The sequence below is a fragment of the Pseudomonas sp. B21-028 genome, assembly GCF_024749045.1.
Taxonomy (GTDB): domain Bacteria; phylum Pseudomonadota; class Gammaproteobacteria; order Pseudomonadales; family Pseudomonadaceae; genus Aquipseudomonas.
This window is the reverse complement of record NZ_CP087184.1, coordinates 5,105,802-5,123,251: the sequence shown is the minus strand read 5'-3', so window position 1 is coordinate 5,123,251 and position 17,450 is coordinate 5,105,802. Positions and strand designations below refer to the sequence as shown.

At 61.0% G+C, this 17,450-nt stretch carries 15 protein-coding genes and 1 tRNA gene; 4 read left to right on the top strand and 12 right to left on the bottom strand.

Going from position 1 to position 17,450, the window contains the following annotated elements:
* Nucleotides 1–127: 127 nt before the first annotated feature.
* From queE to LOY35_RS22120, 3 genes are all read left to right on the top strand, one after another.
* The gene (gene queE, locus LOY35_RS22130; RefSeq protein ID WP_258627225.1) at nucleotides 128–775 is read left to right on the top strand and encodes a 7-carboxy-7-deazaguanine synthase QueE; all 648 of its coding nucleotides are present in this window, start codon (nucleotides 128–130) and stop codon (nucleotides 773–775) included.
* Nucleotide 776: 1 nt separating this feature from the next.
* Entirely contained in the window at nucleotides 777–1,469 is a 693-nt protein-coding gene (queC, locus tag LOY35_RS22125) for a 7-cyano-7-deazaguanine synthase QueC (protein ID WP_258627223.1), read from the top strand.
* A gap of 63 nt (nucleotides 1,470–1,532) precedes the next feature.
* Nucleotides 1,533–1,608, top strand: a tRNA-Lys gene (locus LOY35_RS22120).
* 111 nt (nucleotides 1,609–1,719) lie between these two features.
* Here the strand turns inward: LOY35_RS22120 and LOY35_RS22115 are convergent.
* The 6 genes from LOY35_RS22115 to LOY35_RS22090 all read right to left on the bottom strand — a co-directional run bounded on the left by LOY35_RS22115 (nucleotide 1,720) and on the right by LOY35_RS22090 (nucleotide 8,781).
* Complete coding sequence (locus tag LOY35_RS22115) at nucleotides 1,720–2,655, bottom strand: LysR family transcriptional regulator (protein ID WP_258633707.1); 936 nt, start codon at nucleotides 2,653–2,655, stop codon at nucleotides 1,720–1,722.
* Between the two features lie 524 nt (nucleotides 2,656–3,179).
* On the bottom strand, nucleotides 3,180–4,367 hold the full coding sequence (locus LOY35_RS22110) for a cyanate transporter (RefSeq protein ID WP_258627220.1): 1,188 nt from the start codon (nucleotides 4,365–4,367) through the stop codon (nucleotides 3,180–3,182).
* Between the two features lie 355 nt (nucleotides 4,368–4,722).
* On the bottom strand, nucleotides 4,723–5,649 hold the full coding sequence (copD, locus tag LOY35_RS22105) for a copper homeostasis membrane protein CopD (RefSeq protein ID WP_258627218.1): 927 nt from the start codon (nucleotides 5,647–5,649) through the stop codon (nucleotides 4,723–4,725).
* Nucleotide 5,650: 1 nt separating this feature from the next.
* Complete coding sequence (gene copC, locus LOY35_RS22100; RefSeq protein WP_258627215.1) at nucleotides 5,651–6,037, bottom strand: copper homeostasis periplasmic binding protein CopC; 387 nt, start codon at nucleotides 6,035–6,037, stop codon at nucleotides 5,651–5,653.
* A 57-nt stretch (nucleotides 6,038–6,094) separates the two neighbouring features.
* Nucleotides 6,095–6,997, bottom strand: coding sequence for a copper resistance protein B (locus tag LOY35_RS22095; protein WP_258627210.1), 903 nt, complete (start codon nucleotides 6,995–6,997; stop codon nucleotides 6,095–6,097).
* Between the two features lie 11 nt (nucleotides 6,998–7,008).
* Nucleotides 7,009–8,781 carry a copper resistance system multicopper oxidase gene (locus LOY35_RS22090; protein ID WP_258627207.1) on the bottom strand — a complete coding sequence of 591 codons (1,773 nt, stop codon included), beginning with the start codon at nucleotides 8,779–8,781 and terminating at the stop codon, nucleotides 7,009–7,011.
* Between the two features lie 337 nt (nucleotides 8,782–9,118).
* Between LOY35_RS22090 and nadA the strand changes: the two genes are divergently transcribed.
* Complete coding sequence (gene nadA, locus LOY35_RS22085; RefSeq protein WP_024779477.1) at nucleotides 9,119–10,177, top strand: quinolinate synthase NadA; 1,059 nt, start codon at nucleotides 9,119–9,121, stop codon at nucleotides 10,175–10,177.
* Nucleotides 10,178–10,372: 195 nt separating this feature from the next.
* Here nadA and LOY35_RS22080 read toward each other — a convergent pair whose 3' ends face one another.
* The 6 genes from LOY35_RS22080 to gcvH all read right to left on the bottom strand — a co-directional run bounded on the left by LOY35_RS22080 (nucleotide 10,373) and on the right by gcvH (nucleotide 17,446).
* Nucleotides 10,373–10,861 carry an RDD family protein gene (locus LOY35_RS22080; protein WP_258627205.1) on the bottom strand — a complete coding sequence of 163 codons (489 nt, stop codon included), beginning with the start codon at nucleotides 10,859–10,861 and terminating at the stop codon, nucleotides 10,373–10,375.
* A 92-nt stretch (nucleotides 10,862–10,953) separates the two neighbouring features.
* A complete protein-coding gene (locus LOY35_RS22075; RefSeq protein ID WP_258627200.1) occupies nucleotides 10,954–11,166 on the bottom strand; it encodes a cold-shock protein in 213 nt (70 codons plus the stop codon).
* Nucleotides 11,167–11,561: 395 nt separating this feature from the next.
* Nucleotides 11,562–12,686 carry a glycine cleavage system aminomethyltransferase GcvT gene (gene gcvT, locus LOY35_RS22070; RefSeq protein WP_258627197.1) on the bottom strand — a complete coding sequence of 375 codons (1,125 nt, stop codon included), beginning with the start codon at nucleotides 12,684–12,686 and terminating at the stop codon, nucleotides 11,562–11,564.
* Between the two features lie 33 nt (nucleotides 12,687–12,719).
* On the bottom strand, nucleotides 12,720–14,096 hold the full coding sequence (locus LOY35_RS22065) for an L-serine ammonia-lyase (RefSeq protein ID WP_258627192.1): 1,377 nt from the start codon (nucleotides 14,094–14,096) through the stop codon (nucleotides 12,720–12,722).
* Between the two features lie 106 nt (nucleotides 14,097–14,202).
* Complete coding sequence (gene gcvP, locus LOY35_RS22060) at nucleotides 14,203–17,052, bottom strand: aminomethyl-transferring glycine dehydrogenase (RefSeq protein WP_258627190.1); 2,850 nt, start codon at nucleotides 17,050–17,052, stop codon at nucleotides 14,203–14,205.
* Between the two features lie 10 nt (nucleotides 17,053–17,062).
* Nucleotides 17,063–17,446 (bottom strand): glycine cleavage system protein GcvH, encoded by a 384-nt coding sequence (gcvH, locus tag LOY35_RS22055; protein WP_175364257.1) that lies wholly within the window; start codon nucleotides 17,444–17,446, stop codon nucleotides 17,063–17,065.
* Nucleotides 17,447–17,450: the final 4 nt, after the last annotated feature.

Here is a 17,450-nt window from a genome sequence, read left to right as displayed (position 1 = left end):
GGGTTTTTTCGTTAGAATTCACGCCCTTTTTCTGAAACACGCTTTTTGGGGCCTGCGCGATGGCGGGGTTCCTTGAAGTGCCTGACGGAGGCGGACGGCCTGTTTAGCTGTTACGCCCGTGGCGACTATGCAAGACACATTGAGAATCACCGAAGTTTTTTACTCGTTGCAGGGTGAAACACGAACGGCCGGGCTGCCCACGGTATTTGTGCGCCTCACCGGTTGCCCGTTGCGTTGCCAATACTGCGACAGTGCCTACGCCTTCAGCGGTGGCACCCTGCGAACCCTCGACGACATCCTCGAGCAAGTGGCCGGCTATCGGCCGCGCTACGTTTGCGTTACGGGTGGCGAGCCACTGGCACAACCCAACGCCATTCCCTTGCTCAAGCAGTTGTGTGATGCCGGTTATGAGGTTTCGCTGGAGACCAGCGGCGCCCTGGATATCTCAGCCGTCGATCCACGCGTCAGTCGCGTCGTGGACTTGAAAACCCCAGGCTCCAAGGAAGCGCATCGTAACCGCTACGAGAACATCGAACTGCTGACGCCCAACGATCAGGTCAAGTTCGTTATCTGTTCGCGGGAAGATTACGACTGGGCCGTGTCCAAGCTGATCCAGTATGGGCTCGACCAGCGAGCCGGTGAGGTCCTGGTGTCGCCAAGTCATCACGACTTGAATGCGCGGGATCTGGCGGACTGGGTGGTGGCGGACAACCTGCCGGTGCGCCTGCAATTGCAGCTGCACAAATATCTTTGGAACGACGAGCCGGGGCGCTGACATGACAGAACAGACGAACACTGCAGAAAAACGAGCGGTCATCCTGTTGTCCGGCGGCCTGGATTCGGCCACGGTCGTGGCCATGGCCCGTGCCGAAGGTTATCGCTGCTACACCATGAGTTTCGATTACGGCCAGCGCCATCGCGCTGAGCTGCACGCTGCCGAGCGGGTGGCTCGGGACCTGGGCGTGGTGGAGCACAAGGTGATTGGCCTGAACCTCAATGGCATCGGTGGTTCGGCCCTGACCGACAGCACCATCGCTGTACCCGAAGCTCCGAGTGAAGGCATACCGGTAACCTACGTGCCGGCGCGTAACACGGTATTCCTGTCCTTGGCCCTGGGCTGGGCTGAGGTGCTGGAAGCCCGTGACATTTTCATCGGCGTCAATGCGGTGGATTATTCCGGTTACCCGGACTGCCGTCCCGAGTTCGTCGAAGCCTTCGAGCGCATGGCCAACCTGGCGACCAAGGCCGGCGTGGAAGGGCAAGGCTTCCGCATCCAGGCTCCGCTGCAGAATCTCAGCAAGGCCGATATTGTCAGGGCCGGTGTGAAGCTCGGCGTGAACTATGGACTGACCGTTTCCTGCTACCAGGCTGATGATCAGGGCCGCGCTTGTGGCAAATGCGATAGCTGCCGACTGCGTGCCGAAGGCTTCGCTGCGGCGGGCGTGAGCGACCCAACCCCTTATTTTTGATTTATTTCAAATTAGGTGTTGAATAGTCCTTAGAAATCAGTATTATACGCGCCACCACACAGCGGGTCGTTAGCTCAGTTGGTAGAGCAGTTGGCTTTTAACCAATTGGTCGTAGGTTCGAATCCCACACGACCCACCATTTTTGCTGTTTTAAAAGTCTGGAAGGCCCACGAAAGTGAGGATTTCCGGATTTTTTTTTGCCTGTAGAAAATCCCGGGCAGGCAATCCCGGGAACCACCTCTCGGGTGGTTCAGAGCAAGCCGTCCTCGGCGCAGACCTTCACGATCTGTTCGCGAAACCAGACGTTGGCGTTGTCCTGGCCCGGTTTCTCACTCCACATCATATCCAGCGTAAAGTTCGGTAACCCGGCCGGTGGCTTGCGATGGCTGAATCTGGCCTCATCACAGGTCAATGCCTGAATGCGTCGGGGCAGGGTCAGCACGAAATCGGTCCCGGTCACCATGTTGAGCGCGGCCACATAGCTGTTGGCCCGGGCGACGATCTTCCGGCTATAGCCCTGTCGGGCCAGCCAACCGTCGATCATGTTGGTGTCGGATGTCCATGGGGTCGGGAACACATGCTGGCATGCCACGAATGTTTCCAGGCTGAGGGCCTCGTCCGGCAAGTCGACGTTCCTATCGACCACGCAGACCAGTTCATCTTCCAGTAATACTTGCGAGCGCAAGCCTTTGGCACTGCGATGAAAGTTTGGGCCGAAACAAACCACTAGATCAAAACGGCCGTCCGTCAGTTCATCAACGGGAATATCTTTGTGAAATTTGGTTGTATTGATGATGACCGGGAATTGACTGCCAATAAAATGCTTGACCAACTTGGGTAAGATCAATAATTCAAAATATTCCGGAGCACAAATGTTGAATGTTGTTTCTTTCTGCGTGGGGTCGAAGCTCTGGATACCTGAATGGCAGATATTAATAGTCTGGAGAATCTTGGCGATATGACTGTGCATCGCAGTGGCTTTGTTGGTGGGGCGCATGCCACTGCGGGTATTAATGAATAATTCATCTTCAAAGCTGTTGCGCAGCTTCTTCAAGCAATAACTCACGGTCGACTGGCTGACGCAGAGGGCCTCGGAGACCTCGGTGACGCTGCTCTGTTCGTACACCGCGACGAACACCATCAGGTCCTGCATGTCCAGTTTTCTAAGCAAATTACTATTGAGCATAAGGTCCTTCTTGGTGCTATCCATGGGCTAGCGTCTCTGATTTTTATGACAAAGACGTTGATTTGTATACTAGCGGAAGCAATTTATTTTCTAAATGGCTTGTAAGGATTTTCTTAAATATGCTTGCCTCGCTTTTAAAGACATCCTGCACAAGGACGGAGGGGGACGAAATGCAAATACGTGTCGCGGAAACTAAAGCGCCATTGTGGGTATAGGCCACTGAGGTAGTAAAAGACAAGTTTCGAAGTTCTTATGCAGCCTCGGTAGCGGCTGGCGGCAGTTGTTCGGGTCGATGAACAAACGTCGTTTCCCCCGGCCCTTGCCCAGTTGCTGGACATGAGTGAGGCGACTGAGTTGAGCGTGGATGAAGTCAAGCGGGCGTTTGAGTTGTGACGGGGCAGGTGCTGGTACGCAGAATTTGTAGGAGCTGCCAAAGGCTGCGATTTTTTGATCTTATCGGTGCAAGGATCGCAGCCTCGTTTCGCGAGACAGCTCCTGCGGCGGCTTTCCAGCGGGGTTGATCATCAACTGATATGCCGCGCGTACTGCTTGGGATTGAAGCGCAACACCATCAGGATCATCAGCGCCATGACCGCGGTGAGCGACCACCAGGCCCATTCGAAGCTGCCCAACTGATCGCGGATCATCCCGGCGATCAACGGCGAAAGCCCGGCGATCAGGTAGCCGATGCCCTGCACGAACGCTGTCAGGCCACCGGCCCGGCGCGGGTTGTCCAAGTGGTCGAGGGAAACGATCAGGCTCATCGGGAACAGGCCGCCGATGCCCAACCCCAGCAGGCAGGGCCACAGCAGGCTGAAGCGTTCAGGGCTGAGGATCAGGCCGCAGAAACCCGTCATGATCAGGGCCAGCAGAACGGCCAGCACCAGGCGCTTGTCCTGGCTGCGGTTGGCGATTGCCGGGGTGACCAGACCCGATAGCACTTCCATCGCCGTGAGGAACCCCAGCAACAGGCCCGCGTGCTGCTCGCTCCAGCCTTTTTCCACGTAGTACGGCGCCAGCCAGGCCAACACACAGGTATAGGACGCAGTGCCGAGGCCGAAGAAAATCGCCAGCAACCAGGCCCGGCCATTGGCGAAGAACGACTCCTTGTTCCGGCTCGGCGCATCGGGCAGCGGTGTGACGGCCGCACGCTGGGCGTACCAGCAACCCAGGGCAACCAGCGCCAGTATCGCCCAGATCGCCAGGCCGATACGCCAACTGCCGGTCTGGGTCAGGACGAAGGGGGAAAATGACGCCGCCAGTGCCGCTCCGCCCATGATCGAGGTGACATACAGTCCCATGGACAGCGAGACGTTGTCGCTGAATCGCGATTTGATCAGGGCCGGCATCACCGCCTGGATCAGCGCGATCCCGACCCCGGCCACCACGGCGCTGACAATCAACTCGGCGGCGCTGTCCAGATACAGGCGCGACGCCGTGGCGATGCCGATGATCAACAGCGAGAGCACGATGGTGCGGTGTTCACCGATGCGCAGGGCAATGCGCATGCCCAGGAACATCGCCAGCCCCATGGCCATGACCGGCAGCATGATGAGCAGCGAGGCGGTGCTGAAACTCAACGGCACGTCACCGCGAATGGCTGACAACAATGGCCCGACCGCTGCCATCGAAGGTCGCAGGTTCAGCGCCACCAACACCACACTGACCATCAGCCAGACGGCGTGGGTGCTTGAAGTTCGAACGTTTTCCATAACAGAGCCTTGGTCGATAAAAATGCCATTTAGGCCGGGAAGCAAGGGCAGGGGCAAACTGAAAACTGGGCAGGCATATTGAAAGATTAAATGCTCATCAACCTTGTGATGACGGCAGTGAAGCCAACATCGCCGCAAGCCGCCCCACCGCTATCGCGAGCAGGCTCGCTCCCACATTGCATCTGGATGTAAGCAGCATTTGCAGACGCCGCCAGACCCTGTGGGAGCGAGCCTGCTCGCGATGGCGGCGGTAAAGCCAACATCGCCGCAAGCTGACCCACCGCTATCGCGAGCAGGCTCGCTCCCACAATGGGATGCAGGGGGTATGCAGCATTTGCATACGCTCCCACAGATGCTATTCCATGGCCGGGCTCAACGTACCCAACCAGGCCACCAATGCCAGGATGACCGCCGCTACAGTGAACTCAAGCACCATACTGCGTCGCAAGGCCGCCACGGCGATACTGTGTTCGCCGGTTTGCCTGGCCTGTTCCAGCCGCGGGCTCAGATGAAAACGGTTCAGTGCGGCGAACACCAGCATGGCCCCGAACAGGACGAGTTTAAGGATCAGCAACTGACCATAGGTGCTGTCGAACAGCCCGTCGAGGCTCGGGCCGACGATGAACAGGTAATTCATCACGCCGGTCACGCTGATGATCAACACGATCACGGCCCCGGCGCTTTCAAAACCGGTCAGGGTCCGAGACAGCACCGACAATCGGTGTTCAGCCTGGCGAAGCAGCAGCACAAACGCTGCCAAGGCGCCGACCCAGGCACCCGCTGCCCACAGGTGCAAGAAATCGGTGATGAAGTGCCAGTTCCGTCGTTCGCCTTCGTCCATGGCGCCATGTCCCGCCCATGCCAATGTCGCAAGGGCCACGCCCCCGGCCAGGGTGCCCAGCCACAGGCTGGCGCTTGGCCGGCGCTTGCTTTGCGTCGCGGCGACAAGGGTCAGTGTCAATGCCAGGATCCGCAGGCTCCAGCTCGAACCCACGTCAGTCTCCAACACTATCATTTCAACGTGCGGCTGCAACTCGGCCCAGTCCGTCACGCCGCTCATGGCCCAAGCCATGCACAGCATGCCGGCGATGGACAGCAGCACGCCGACGATGGCCGTGCTCGCCAGGAGCCTTGCGAAAGGCAATACCTCCCCCGATTTTCGTTCCTGGCCCCGCAGAGCATAAAGGCCGAAAGCCGCGAGGCCGAACAACAGCATCAGGTCCAGATACAGGACCAGGCGTAGAGCAATGTTGATCAGATCTATGTCGATCGAATCGCTCAACTCACTTCACCTTGAACGTGACGTTGCCGGTGATCGGGTGAGTATCGGACGATACCGCGCGCCATTGGACCTGATAGGTGCCCGGTGTGAGCGGGGTATTCGGGACGATGACCATGGTCTTGGGGTCTTCGCTGCCCGACACCTTGGCCGGCATGGCCATGGGCGAATGGGCCGACATGCCGGGCATCTCGGTCATCAGTAGCTTGGCGCCGGAGAACTTGGTCATCAGGTTCTCGGAAAAATGCAGCTCGATCTTCGCCGGGGCCGGTCCCTGCGTACCCTCGGCAGGGGTGGAGGACAGCAGCTTGGGGTGTGCCTGGGTCAGGCCGCTGCTCAGCAGCCCGGTGGATAACGCGACGGTGATCACAGCGTTTTTGATCAATGACATGCAAGGACTCCTACAACGATTTTCTTGTTTTTGGGGAATGGGCGGGTGCGCAATCCGTTAGAACCACATGCGCACGCCCAGGACCAGGCGTGCCTCGCTACGGTCATCGTCCTCCTCGCGGGCGTAGTCGGCGGTGTTGCCATAGACACGGTTCCAGGTGACACCGATGTAAGGGGCGAATTCGCGACGGATTTCATAACGCAGCCGCAGCCCCAGCTCGGTGTTCGATAACCCTGGACCCACCGCGCGGGCCGGATCGTTCCGGCCATAAAAGTTGGCTTCGGCGGTGGGCTGCAGGATCAGGCGGTTGGTCAACAGGATGTCGTAGTCGCCTTCCAGGCGCACGGCGCTCTGGCCATTCTCGCCGAGGTAGGCCGTGGCCTGGGTTTCGAAGTTGTACAGCGCCATGCCCTGGATGCCCAAGGCAGCCCAGGTTTGCGGCTCGTCCGGCTTGAAGTCCTGGCGCATACCGGCCACCACGTCCCACCAGGGGTTGATGGCGTGGCCCCAGAGGGCCTGGAGTTCGGCTTCCTCGGTCTTGCCATGGGTGCGTTCGCCTTCGGAGCGCAGCCACAGCCGGTCGATGTCGCCACCGATCCAGCCGGAGGCGTCCCAACTCAAGGCGCTGCCTTCATCGGCGTCTTGCCATTCCAACTGATTGATCAGAAAGAACGAGTTGAGTGCGCTGTCATGCACCTGGTGACCGCCGTGGTCTTCATAGACCGCCGCGCGGTCGGCGGTGCTCGGTTCGGGAATCGGTGTGCGGCTAGTGGTCGTGGATGGCTCCATCGACTGCATCGAATCCATGCCTTGCATCTGACCATGGTCCATGCCCTGCATCTGACTGTGATCCATGTCTGGCATAGCGTTGCCGGCTGCCCAGGCGGGCGCGGCGATGCCTTGTGCCAGGCCAGCCATGATCATCATCGACAGGAGGGGAGATTGAAGGTGGCGGGTCATGGTTCGGCTCCTCATTCCTGTACCCGGATTTCACGGAACATGCCCATTTCCATGTGGAAGAGCAGGTGACAGTGATACGCCCAGCGGCCGAGGGTATCGGCGGTGACCCGGTAGCTACGCCTGGAGCCGGGCGGCACATCAAGGGTGTGCTTGCGCACCATGAACTGACCGTTTTCGTCCTCCAGGTCGCTCCACATACCGTGCAGATGGATGGGGTGAGTCATCATGGTGTCGTTGATCAGCACGATGCGCAGCCGTTCGCCGTACTTGAACAGCAACGGCTCGGCGTCGGAGAACTTCACGCCGTTGAATGACCAGACAAATTTTTCCATGTGTCCGGTCAGGTGCAATTCGATGGTGCGACCCGGTTCGCGGCCGTCCGGGTCGGGGAAGGTGCTGCGCAGGTCCGCATAGGTCAGCACCTTGCGCCCGTTGTTGCGCAGGCCCATGCCCGGGTCGTCGAGCTTGGGCTTGACGCTCATGACTTGCATGTCCACCAGTGGGTTGTCTTGCTCCGATGCCGGATGGGACGGCATGTTGCCGTGGTCCATCATGGGCATGTCACCCTGATCCATGGTCGACATTTCGCCATGATCCATGCCTTGCATGCCGTCCATGCCCTGCATGGCACCGTGATCCATGCCCTGCATCGATCCATGATCCATGCCGCCCATGCCCATGTCGTCCATGGTGACCAGCGGTCGCGGGTCCAGCGGTGGAACCGGGGCCGAGAGTCCGGCCCGGGTCGCCAGGGTGCCGCGGGCATACCCGGTGCGGTCCATCGATTGGGCAAACAGGGTGTAGGCCTGCTCGGTCGGCTCGATGATGACGTCGTAGGTTTCGGCCACGGCGATCCGGAACTCGTCGACGGGCACCGGATTGACGTATTGGCCGTCGGAGGCGACCACCGTCATTTTCAGGCCGGGGATGCGCACGTCAAAGTAGGTCATGGACGAACCGTTGATGATGCGCAAGCGAATCCGCTCGCCGGGCTTGAACAGGCCGGTCCAGTTCATGTCCGGCGCCTGGCCGTTCATCAGGTAGGTGTAGGTCGCGCCACTGACGTCCGCCAGGTCGGTGGGATTCATTTTCATCTCGGCCCACATCTTGCGATCGGCCACGGCTGCGCCCCAGCCCTTGCTGGCGACATCGTCGATGAAGTCGCCGACGGTGCGTTTGTTATAGTTGTAGTAGTCCGACTGCTTCTTGAGTTTGCGGATGACGTCGGCGGGGTCTTCGTCGGTCCAGTCGGTGAGCATCACCACGTAGTCCCGTTCGTACTGGAAGGGCTCGGGTTCCCGGGCATCGATGACCAGCGGGCCATACACTCCGGATTGCTCTTGGAAACCGGAATGGCTGTGGTACCAGTACGTGCCGTTCTGGCGGACCTTGAATTGATAGACGTATTGGCCGTCGGGTTCGATGCCCTTGAAGCTCAGCCCTGGCACGCCATCCATGTTGGCCGGCAGGAGGATGCCGTGCCAGTGGATGGATGTAGTGTCCTTCAAGCGGTTGCGGACCCGCAGGGTCACGGTGTCGTCTTCGCGCCAGCGCAGCAGCGGGCCGGGAATGCCGCCGTTGATGGTCTGGGCGATACGGGGATGACCGGTGAAATTGACCGGGCTTTCGCCAATGAACAGGTCGAAATCGGTGCCGCTCAATACAGTGGGCTGGCCTGGGCCGGTCACCGCCCAGGCGGGGGCGCGCCACAGGCCCAGGCCACCCAGGATGCCGCCAGCGCTCAGGCCCTTTACGAAGGTGCGCCGGGAAGTTCTTGTTTGCATCGATAAAAGTCCATCCGTCGATTCGCGACGTGCACGGGGCAGTCCCCGTACAGGTGTGAAGCAAAAGATGACACAGGCGAGCGGGGCGGGTGATTACATTTCAGTCAGGTTGGTTTGGGCATCCGCTCCCCAGCGACGCGGTGTTTGAATGGCGCTGGAGCGTGCCGGGCAGGCACCGATCAGAATGATCTTTTGCATCGGCGGGATATTCTGTAGCCTTGCCGGCTTCACGTTGTCCCGTGCCTGATTGATACCCACTTTCCCGGCGGTACCCGAGTGGTCCGGAGCCGGGTGTATACTCGACTTTCGCGCAAATGCGCCTGCAGGTCTTGCGAACATGACGCAAATTTCCGAACGCCTTCTGGTCCAGGCTCACCTCGACGCCAAGCAGCCCAAGCCGCTGAGTGCCGAGCAAGAGGCCTGGTACCGCGCCGCCATCGCCGCCGAGCTCAAGGCTCAGGACGCGGTGCTGGTCGCGCACTTCTACTGCGACCCGATCATCCAGGCCCTGGCCGAAGAAACCGGCGGTTGCGTGTCCGATTCCCTGGAAATGGCCCGCTTCGGCAACGCCCATCCGGCCAAGACCGTGGTGGTGGCCGGGGTCCGGTTCATGGGCGAGACCGCCAAGATCCTCAATCCTGAAAAACGCGTGCTGATGCCGACCCTGGAAGCCACCTGCTCCCTGGACCTCGGTTGCCCGGTGGACGAGTTCTCGGCGTTCTGCGACCAGCACCCGGAGCGTACCGTGGTGGTGTATGCCAACACGTCGGCGGCGGTCAAGGCCCGGGCCGACTGGGTCGTGACGTCCAGCTGCGCGCTGGAAATCGTCGAGAGCCTGATGGACAACGGCGAGACAATCATCTGGGGCCCGGACAAGCACCTGGGCACGTACATCCAGCGCAAGACCGGCGCCGACATGCTGCTCTGGGACGGCGCCTGCATCGTCCACGAGGAGTTCAAGTCCAAGCAATTGGAGGACATGAAGGCCCTGTACCCGGACGCCGCGATCCTGGTGCACCCGGAGTCGCCGACTTCGGTGATCGAACTGGCGGACGCCGTGGGCTCCACCAGCCAACTGATCGCCGCGGCCCAGAGCCTGCCGAACAAGACGCTGATCGTTGCCACTGACCGCGGCATCTTCTACAAGATGCAGCAGCTGTGCCCGGACAAGGTCTTCATCGAAGCCCCAACCGCCGGCAACGGCGCGGCCTGCCGCAGTTGCGCGCATTGCCCGTGGATGGCGATGAATACCCTGGAGCGTACCCTCAAGAGCTTGCAGGAAGGCACCAATGAGATCTTCGTCGACCCGGCGCTGATTCCCCAGGCCATTCGCCCGCTCAAGCGCATGCTGGACTTCACCCAGGCGGCGCGGATGAAGCTGGCCGGTAACGCCTGACGCAAGCTGTCTCCTGTGGCGAGGGGATTTATCTGTGGCGAGGGGATTTATCCCCGCTGGGCTGCGAAGCAGCCCCCATCACAGCCGAGTCAATCTGCCTGACTCGCCGAGTTGCATGATTTTGGGGCTGCTTTGCAGCCCAGCGGGGATAAATCCCCTCGCCACAATGAATTCCACTTGCCGAAGCAGTGCTTGTCATCGAGTCTTCTTGGGAACCCGCACCAGTTGCGTATCCGAGTAGATGTCATGCCAGCTGCGCTTGCGCTTGTCGATCAGCGACCAGAAGAAGCCCAGCCCCACCGGCAGCCATGAGGCAATCGACACCACGAACCGCAACAACGCCTGCCACAGGCTGATGGCCGTGCCATCGGCGTTCTGTACGCGGATGCCCCACACCTGCATGCCCAGGGTCTGGCCGTTATGCGTCCAGAACTTGGCGAAGAAACCGAACAGCACGAACAGCAGCACGGTGGACAGCAGGGGGTCGCCATCCAGTGCGCCGGCTTCGGTGAGGGTGCGCATTTTCTCTTCGCCGATGATTCCCATCTGGATCATCTTGTAGACGCCGCTGGTGACGATCAGCAACGCCGTGCACAGCAGGAAGTCATAGAACATCGCCGCCAGGCGACGACCCAGGCCGACGGGGGGAAAGTCGCCCTGAGGGGTGAGCAGGTGTTTCGGCATGACGGCCTCGGACCAAAAAGAGCTCATTCTACGGATTTACGCCCATAAAAAAGCCCCTGATATCAATCAGGGGCTTCTGGGGGCGCGAAAGCTTAGACTTCGCCGATAACCTCGTCAGCCTGCATGCCTTTCTGGCCCTGCACGGCAACGAAGGTGACCTTCTGGCCTTCCTTAAGGCTCTTGAAGCCGTTGCCCTGGATGGCACGGAAATGTACGAACAGATCCGGACCGCTTTCAGGAGTGATAAAACCAAAACCCTTTTCGTCGTTGAACCACTTGACGGTACCGCTCTGACGCTCAGCCATTTTCTTATTTCCTTTGACGCTTAAATTGATGACAGCCTCTTTCACTGGAAAGAGTACTGGGGCTGGGTTGCAGGAAAGTAAGAGACGTCGAACGGGATGTAGCGAACTTCATAGGCTACTGCCCAGGTCACGATTCCAAGCGACCCATGCAAACACAGTGACCAAACTCTACGCCAACTACGAATGAAAAAACAACCCCCTCTGAAGGGCCCGGTTTTCCTAAGCTTTGCGCCATTTATGCGCTTCGCTGGCCTGGGCTTAATCGATAGGCTAGTTCAATTGTTTGCCAGCGTTATAAACACCGTTCAATAGAAGATAGAAGCACCTTCTTATGGCGATTGCGTTACACATTAGTGCACGTATAACGCAATCGCGTTACTTATAGAAACAGTCAATCAGCCGCGGTAGTAGCGTTGTGCAACGAATGGCATTTTGCTTACAAGCAAAGGCACCCTTTTCCCACGGACAATGGCCCAGACGGGCGTTTCCAGGGCGATATAGGCGGCGTCCAGATAACCCATCGCCAAAGGACCACCCAGGGTCGGACCGAAGCCGCCGCTGCACACCGTGCCGATGATCTCGCCAGCCTCGTTGACGATTTCCGCGCCTTCGCGCACCGGGGTGCGTTCCTGGGGCAGCAGGCCGACGCGTTTACGGCTCACGCCATTGTGTTGCTGGGCGAACACGGTTTCAGCGCCCGGGAAGCCACCGGCGCGGGCGCCGTCGGCGCGGCGGACCTTGGAAATGGCCCACAGCAGGCTGGCTTCGATCGGCGTTGTGTCGGTGTTCATGTCGTGGCCGTAGAGGCACAGGCCGGCTTCCAGGCGCAGGGAGTCACGGGCGCCGAGGCCGATGGCGGCCACTTCCGGTTCCGCCAGCAGGGCACGGGCGAGTTTTTCCGCATCGGCGGCGGGCACGGAGATTTCGAAACCGTCTTCACCGGTGTAGCCCGAACGGCTGACAAAGCAGTCCACGCCCAGCAGCGTGACGCGCTGGAACTGCATGAAGGTCATTTTCGCCACGTCCGGTGCCAGGCGAGCCAGCACGGTGACGGCAGCCGGACCTTGCAGGGCGAGCAGGGCGCGGGCCTCGAACAGCGGCTCGATGTCGCACTGACCGCCAATGTGAGTGCGCAGATGGGCCAGGTCCTGGTCCTTGCACGCTGCGTTGACCACCAGGAACAGCTCGTCGTTGCCCAGGTTGGCGACCATCAGGTCGTCGAGAATGCCGCCATTGTCGTTGGTGAACATGGCGTAGCGCTGCATGCCCACCGGCAGGTCGATGATGTCCACCGGCACCAGGGTTTCCAGGGCCTGGGCGGCGCCCGGGCCGGTCAGGCGGATCTGGCCCATGTGGGACACGTCGAACAACCCGGCCTGATCGCGGGTGTGCTGATGTTCTTTCATGACCCCCAATGGGTACTGCACCGGCATGTCGTAGCCAGCGAACGGCACCATGCGGGCGCCGAGTTCTAGGTGCAGGGCATGCAGCGGGGTCTTCAGCAGTTGTTCGGTGGACATATCAGCTCCTGGAAAAATGAAGAGAGGCGCGCATCAGCATTCGATGATGTTGACCGCCAGACCGCCGCGGGCGGTCTCCTTGTATTTGCTTTTCATATCGGCGCCGGTCTGGCGCATGGTGCGGATGACCTTGTCGAGGGACACGAAGTGATGCCCGTCGCCGCGCATGGCCATGCGCACCGCGTTGATGGCTTTCACCGAGCCCATGGCGTTGCGTTCGATACAGGGCACCTGCACCAGGCCGCCGATCGGGTCGCAGGTCAGGCCGAGGTTGTGTTCCATGCCGATTTCAGCGGCGTTTTCCACTTGCTGCACCGTGCCGCCCAGGACTTCGCACAAGGCACCGGCGGCCATGGAGCAGGCAACGCCGACTTCACCCTGGCAACCGACCTCGGCACCGGAAATGGAGGCATTTTCCTTGTACAGGATGCCAATGGCGGCGGCAGTCAGCAGGAACCGCACCACGCCGTCCTCGTTGGCCCCGGGGATGAAACGCATGTAGTAATGCAGCACGGCCGGGATGATCCCCGCCGCGCCGTTGGTGGGGGCGGTGACGACGCGGCCGCCAAAGGCGTTTTCTTCGTTGACGGCCAGGGCGTACAGGTTGACCCAGTCCAGCACCGACAACGGGTCGCGCAGCGATGCTTCGGGGTTCTTGCACAGCTGACGGTGCAGCGCCGCTGCCCGTCGCTTGACCTTCAGCCCGCCCGGCAGGATCCCTTCGTTGCGACACCCGGCCGCCACGCAATCCTGCATCACTTGCCAGATCTTCAGCAGACCGGCGCGGGTTTCGGCTTCGGGGCGCCAGGCGCTTTCGTTGGTCAGCATCACCTGGCTGATGGACAGGCCATAGGTGCTGCAATGCCCCAGCAGGTCCTTCGCGCTTTTGAACGGGAAGGTCAGGGGCGTGGCGTCTTCGACGATACGGTCGGCGCCGGCGGCGTCTTCATCGACGACGAACCCGCCTCCCACCGAGTAATACTCGCGGCTGCGCACTTGCAGGCCCGCGCCGTCGAAGGCGCGGAAGATCATGCCATTGGGATGGAAGGGCAGTGGCTTGCGAATCATCGCCAAGTGCAGTTTTTCGTTGAATTCGATGGGGTGCTGGCCCAGCAGGTTCAAGCGACCGTTGCCGCGAATGTCCTGTAGGCGGGCGTTCACCGTTTCGGTGTCCACGGTGTCCGGGTGTTCACCTTCCAGGCCCAGCAGCACGGCCTTGTCACTGCCGTGGCCCTTGCCGGTGGCGCCGAGGGAGCCGTACAGCTCCACTTTGACGCTGGTAATGGTCTCAAGCAGGTCATCACGACGCAGCCCTTCGACGAAACGGGCAGCGGCACGCATCGGGCCGACCGTATGGGAGCTGGAAGGGCCGATACCGATCTTGAACAGGTCGAACACGCTTAACGACATAGGAGGCTCCTTGGGGAGCAGCTAGGAGCTTCAAGCTACAAGCTGCAAGTTAAAAGCAGAGTGGGTCTAACTTGCAGCTTGCGGCTCGTCACTTGCCGCTGCTTCTTTAAGCGTAGCTTTCGATCGACGGACAGGCGCAGACCAGGTTGCGGTCGCCGAACACATTGTCGACCCGGCCCACTGGCGGCCAGTATTTGCCTTCGATCAACGATGCGACCGGGTACACCGCCTGTTCGCGGCTGTAGGGGTGAGTCCACTCGCCGACGATTTCCGCCGCGGTGTGCGGGGCGTTTTTCAGCGGGTTGTCGTCCTTGTCCAAGCTGCCGTTTTCCACCGCGCGGATTTCTTCGCGGATGCAGATCATGGCGTCGCAGAAGCGGTCCAGTTCTTCTCTGGATTCGCTTTCGGTCGGCTCGATCATCAGCGTGCCGGCCACCGGGAACGACATGGTCGGGGCGTGGAAACCAAAGTCGATCAAGCGCTTGGCCACGTCATCGACGCTGATACCGCTGCTGTCCTTGAGTGGGCGCAGGTCGAGGATGCACTCGTGGGCCACCAGGCCGTTGCTGCCGGTATAGAGCACCGGGTAGTGCTCCTCCAGGCGACGGGCGATGTAGTTGGCATTGAGGATCGCCAGTTGCGAGGCGCGCTTGAGGCCCGCGCCACCCATCATGCGGATGTACATCCAGGTGATCGGCAGGATGCTGGCGCTGCCGAACGGCGCCGCACACACCGCGCCTTCCTTGCGTTCCATGTTGGCGTGGCCCGGCAGGAAAGGCGCCAGGTGCGATTTGACGCCAATCGGGCCGACGCCCGGGCCGCCACCGCCGTGGGGGATGCAGAACGTCTTGTGCAGGTTCAGGTGCGATACGTCGCCGCCGAACTTGCCTGGCGCACAGAGGCCGACCATGGCGTTCATGTTGGCGCCGTCGATGTACACCTGGCCGCCGTTGTCATGGACGATGCCGCAGATTTCGCGGATGCCTTCTTCGAACACACCGTGGGTGGACGGGTAGGTGATCATCAGCGCGGCGAGGTGTTCGCGGTGCTCGATGGCCTTGGCCCGCAGGTCTTCGATGTCGACGTTGCCACGGGCATCGCAGGCGGTAACCACTACGCGCATGCCAGCCATGTTGGCGGTGGCCGGGTTGGTGCCGTGGGCCGACGAAGGGATCAGGCAGATGTCGCGACGCTCTTCGCCACGGCTCTGGTGATAGGCACGGATTGCCAGCAGGCCGGCGTATTCACCCTGGGAACCGGCGTTGGGTTGCAGCGACACCGCGTCGTAACCGGTGGCGGCACAAAGCATGGCTTCCAGTTCATCGGTCAACTGCTGGTAACCGGCGCTCTGCTCGGCTGGGGCGAATGGGTGCAGGGCACCGAATTCGGCCCAGGTCACCGGGATCATTTCGCTGGCGGCGTTGAGTTTCATGGTGCAGGAACCCAGCGGGATCATGGTGCGATCCAGGGCCAGGTCCTTGTCGGCGAGCTTGCGCAGGTAGCGCATCAGCTCGGTTTCGGAATGGTAGCGGTTGAACACCGGGTGGCTGAGCACCGGCGACTGGCGCATCAGCTCGGCGGGGATGCGGCTCTGCACGCTGGCAGCCAGGGCGGCGAAGTCCGGCAGGGCCTTGCCGTCGGCCAACACGCGCCAGAGGGTTTCGATGTCGGCCTGGCAGGTGGTTTCGTCCAGGGACAGGCCCAGGCGTTCAGCGTCTACTACGCGCAGGTTGATGCGTTGGGCGCGGGCCTGGTCGTGCAGGGCGGCGGTTTGCGCGCCGGTGTGCAGGGTCAGGGTGTCGAAGAAGCTGTCCTGTTCGACGCTCACGCCCAACGCGCCCAGGCCCTTGGCGAGGATCGCGGTCAGGTGATGGATGCGGTTGGCGATTTGCACCAGGCCCTTGGGACCGTGGTACACCGCGTACATGCTGGCGATGTTCGCCAGCAGCACCTGGGCGGTGCAGATGTTGCTGGTGGCTTTCTCGCGACGGATGTGTTGCTCGCGGGTCTGCATCGCCAGGCGCAGAGCCGGCTTGCCGAAACGGTCCACGGACACCCCGACCAGGCGGCCTGGCATGTCGCGCTTGAAGGCATCCTTGGTGGAGAAATACGCCGCGTGCGGGCCGCCGAAACCCAGTGGTACGCCGAAGCGTTGGGCGCTGCCGATGGCGACATCGGCGCCGAATTCACCTGGCGGGGTCAGCAGGGTCAGGGCCAGCAGATCAGCCGCGACCGCTACCAGGGCGTTGGCCCCGTGGAAGCGGTCGGTCAATTCGCGGTAGTCGAACAGGTCGCCGTTGCTGGCCGGGTATTGCAACAGCGCGCCGAAGAACGGGCTGGCATCGGTCAGCTCGCGTTCGTCGCCGACCACTACGTCGATGCCCAGAGGCTCGGCACGGGTGCGCAGCACGTCGAGGGTCTGCGGGTGGCAATGACGCGAGGCGAAGAAGGCGTTGCTACCCTTGTTCTTGCTCAGGCGCTTGCAGAAGGTCATGGCCTCGGCGGCGGCGGTGGCTTCGTCCAGCAGGGAGGCGTTGGCAATCGGCAGGCCGGTGAGGTCGCTGATCAGGGTCTGGAAGTTCAGCAGCGCTTCGAGACGACCCTGGGAAATTTCCGGTTGGTACGGCGTGTAGGCGGTGTACCAGGCCGGGTTTTCCAGCAGGTTGCGCAGGATCGGTGCCGGCGTGTGGCAGTTGTAGTAGCCCTGGCCGATGTAGGTCTTGAACAGTTGGTTCTTGGCGGCGATGGCCTTGATCGAGGCCAGTGCATCGGCTTCGCTCTGGCCGTCACCCATCTCCAGCACGCTGGTGCCCTTGATGCTCTCAGGGATGACGCTGGCGCTCAGGGCTTCCAGGGAGTCGTAGCCCAGGCGTTCGAGCATGGCTTGCTCGTCGCTGGCCCGTGGGCCGATATGACGGGCGATGAATTCGTTGGCGGTGCCCAGATTAACGGTCATGTGGCGCTCCTCAGGCTTCGGCGTTGGCTTTGATCAGGCGGTCATAGGCGTCCTGATCCAGCAGTTGGCCAACTTCAGCGGCATTGGCTGGCTTGAAACGGAAAAACCAGCCTTCGCCCAGCGGATCTTCGTTGACCAGTTCAGGATTGCTTTCCAGGGCCGGGTTGACTTCCAGCACGTCGCCGTCCAGCGGCATGTAGACACCGCTGGCGGCCTTCACCGATTCCACGGTAGAGGCTTCGTCACCCTTGGCGTAGGTTTGCAGTTCCGGTAACTGAACATAGACCACATCGCCCAAAGCGTTCTGTGCAAACGCGGTGATGCCGACTGTGACGCTGCCATCGGCTTCGGCGCGCAGCCATTCGTGATCTTCAGTGAAACGCAACTCGCTCATGGAA

What these genes read in the sequence shown, in the direction of transcription:
- copC (WP_258627215.1), bottom strand. Translation starts at nt 6,037, where the DNA reads ATGTCATTGATCAAAAACGCTGTGATCACCGTCGCGTTATCCACCGGG.
- nadA (WP_024779477.1), top strand. Translation starts at nt 9,119, where the DNA reads ATGACGCAAATTTCCGAACGCCTTCTGGTCCAGGCTCACCTCGACGCC.
- LOY35_RS22080 (WP_258627205.1), bottom strand. Translation starts at nt 10,861, where the DNA reads ATGCCGAAACACCTGCTCACCCCTCAGGGCGACTTTCCCCCCGTCGGC.
- LOY35_RS22115 (WP_258633707.1), bottom strand. Translation starts at nt 2,655, where the DNA reads ATGCTCAATAGTAATTTGCTTAGAAAACTGGACATGCAGGACCTGATG.
- queC (WP_258627223.1), top strand. Translation starts at nt 777, where the DNA reads ATGACAGAACAGACGAACACTGCAGAAAAACGAGCGGTCATCCTGTTG.
- LOY35_RS22110 (WP_258627220.1), bottom strand. Translation starts at nt 4,367, where the DNA reads ATGGAAAACGTTCGAACTTCAAGCACCCACGCCGTCTGGCTGATGGTC.
- LOY35_RS22065 (WP_258627192.1), bottom strand. Translation starts at nt 14,096, where the DNA reads ATGTCGTTAAGCGTGTTCGACCTGTTCAAGATCGGTATCGGCCCTTCC.
- LOY35_RS22095 (WP_258627210.1), bottom strand. Translation starts at nt 6,997, where the DNA reads ATGACCCGCCACCTTCAATCTCCCCTCCTGTCGATGATGATCATGGCT.
- LOY35_RS22090 (WP_258627207.1), bottom strand. Translation starts at nt 8,781, where the DNA reads ATGCAAACAAGAACTTCCCGGCGCACCTTCGTAAAGGGCCTGAGCGCT.
- gcvH (WP_175364257.1), bottom strand. Translation starts at nt 17,446, where the DNA reads ATGAGCGAGTTGCGTTTCACTGAAGATCACGAATGGCTGCGCGCCGAA.
- gcvP (WP_258627190.1), bottom strand. Translation starts at nt 17,052, where the DNA reads ATGACCGTTAATCTGGGCACCGCCAACGAATTCATCGCCCGTCATATC.
- queE (WP_258627225.1), top strand. Translation starts at nt 128, where the DNA reads ATGCAAGACACATTGAGAATCACCGAAGTTTTTTACTCGTTGCAGGGT.
- gcvT (WP_258627197.1), bottom strand. Translation starts at nt 12,686, where the DNA reads ATGTCCACCGAACAACTGCTGAAGACCCCGCTGCATGCCCTGCACCTA.
- LOY35_RS22075 (WP_258627200.1), bottom strand. Translation starts at nt 11,166, where the DNA reads ATGGCTGAGCGTCAGAGCGGTACCGTCAAGTGGTTCAACGACGAAAAG.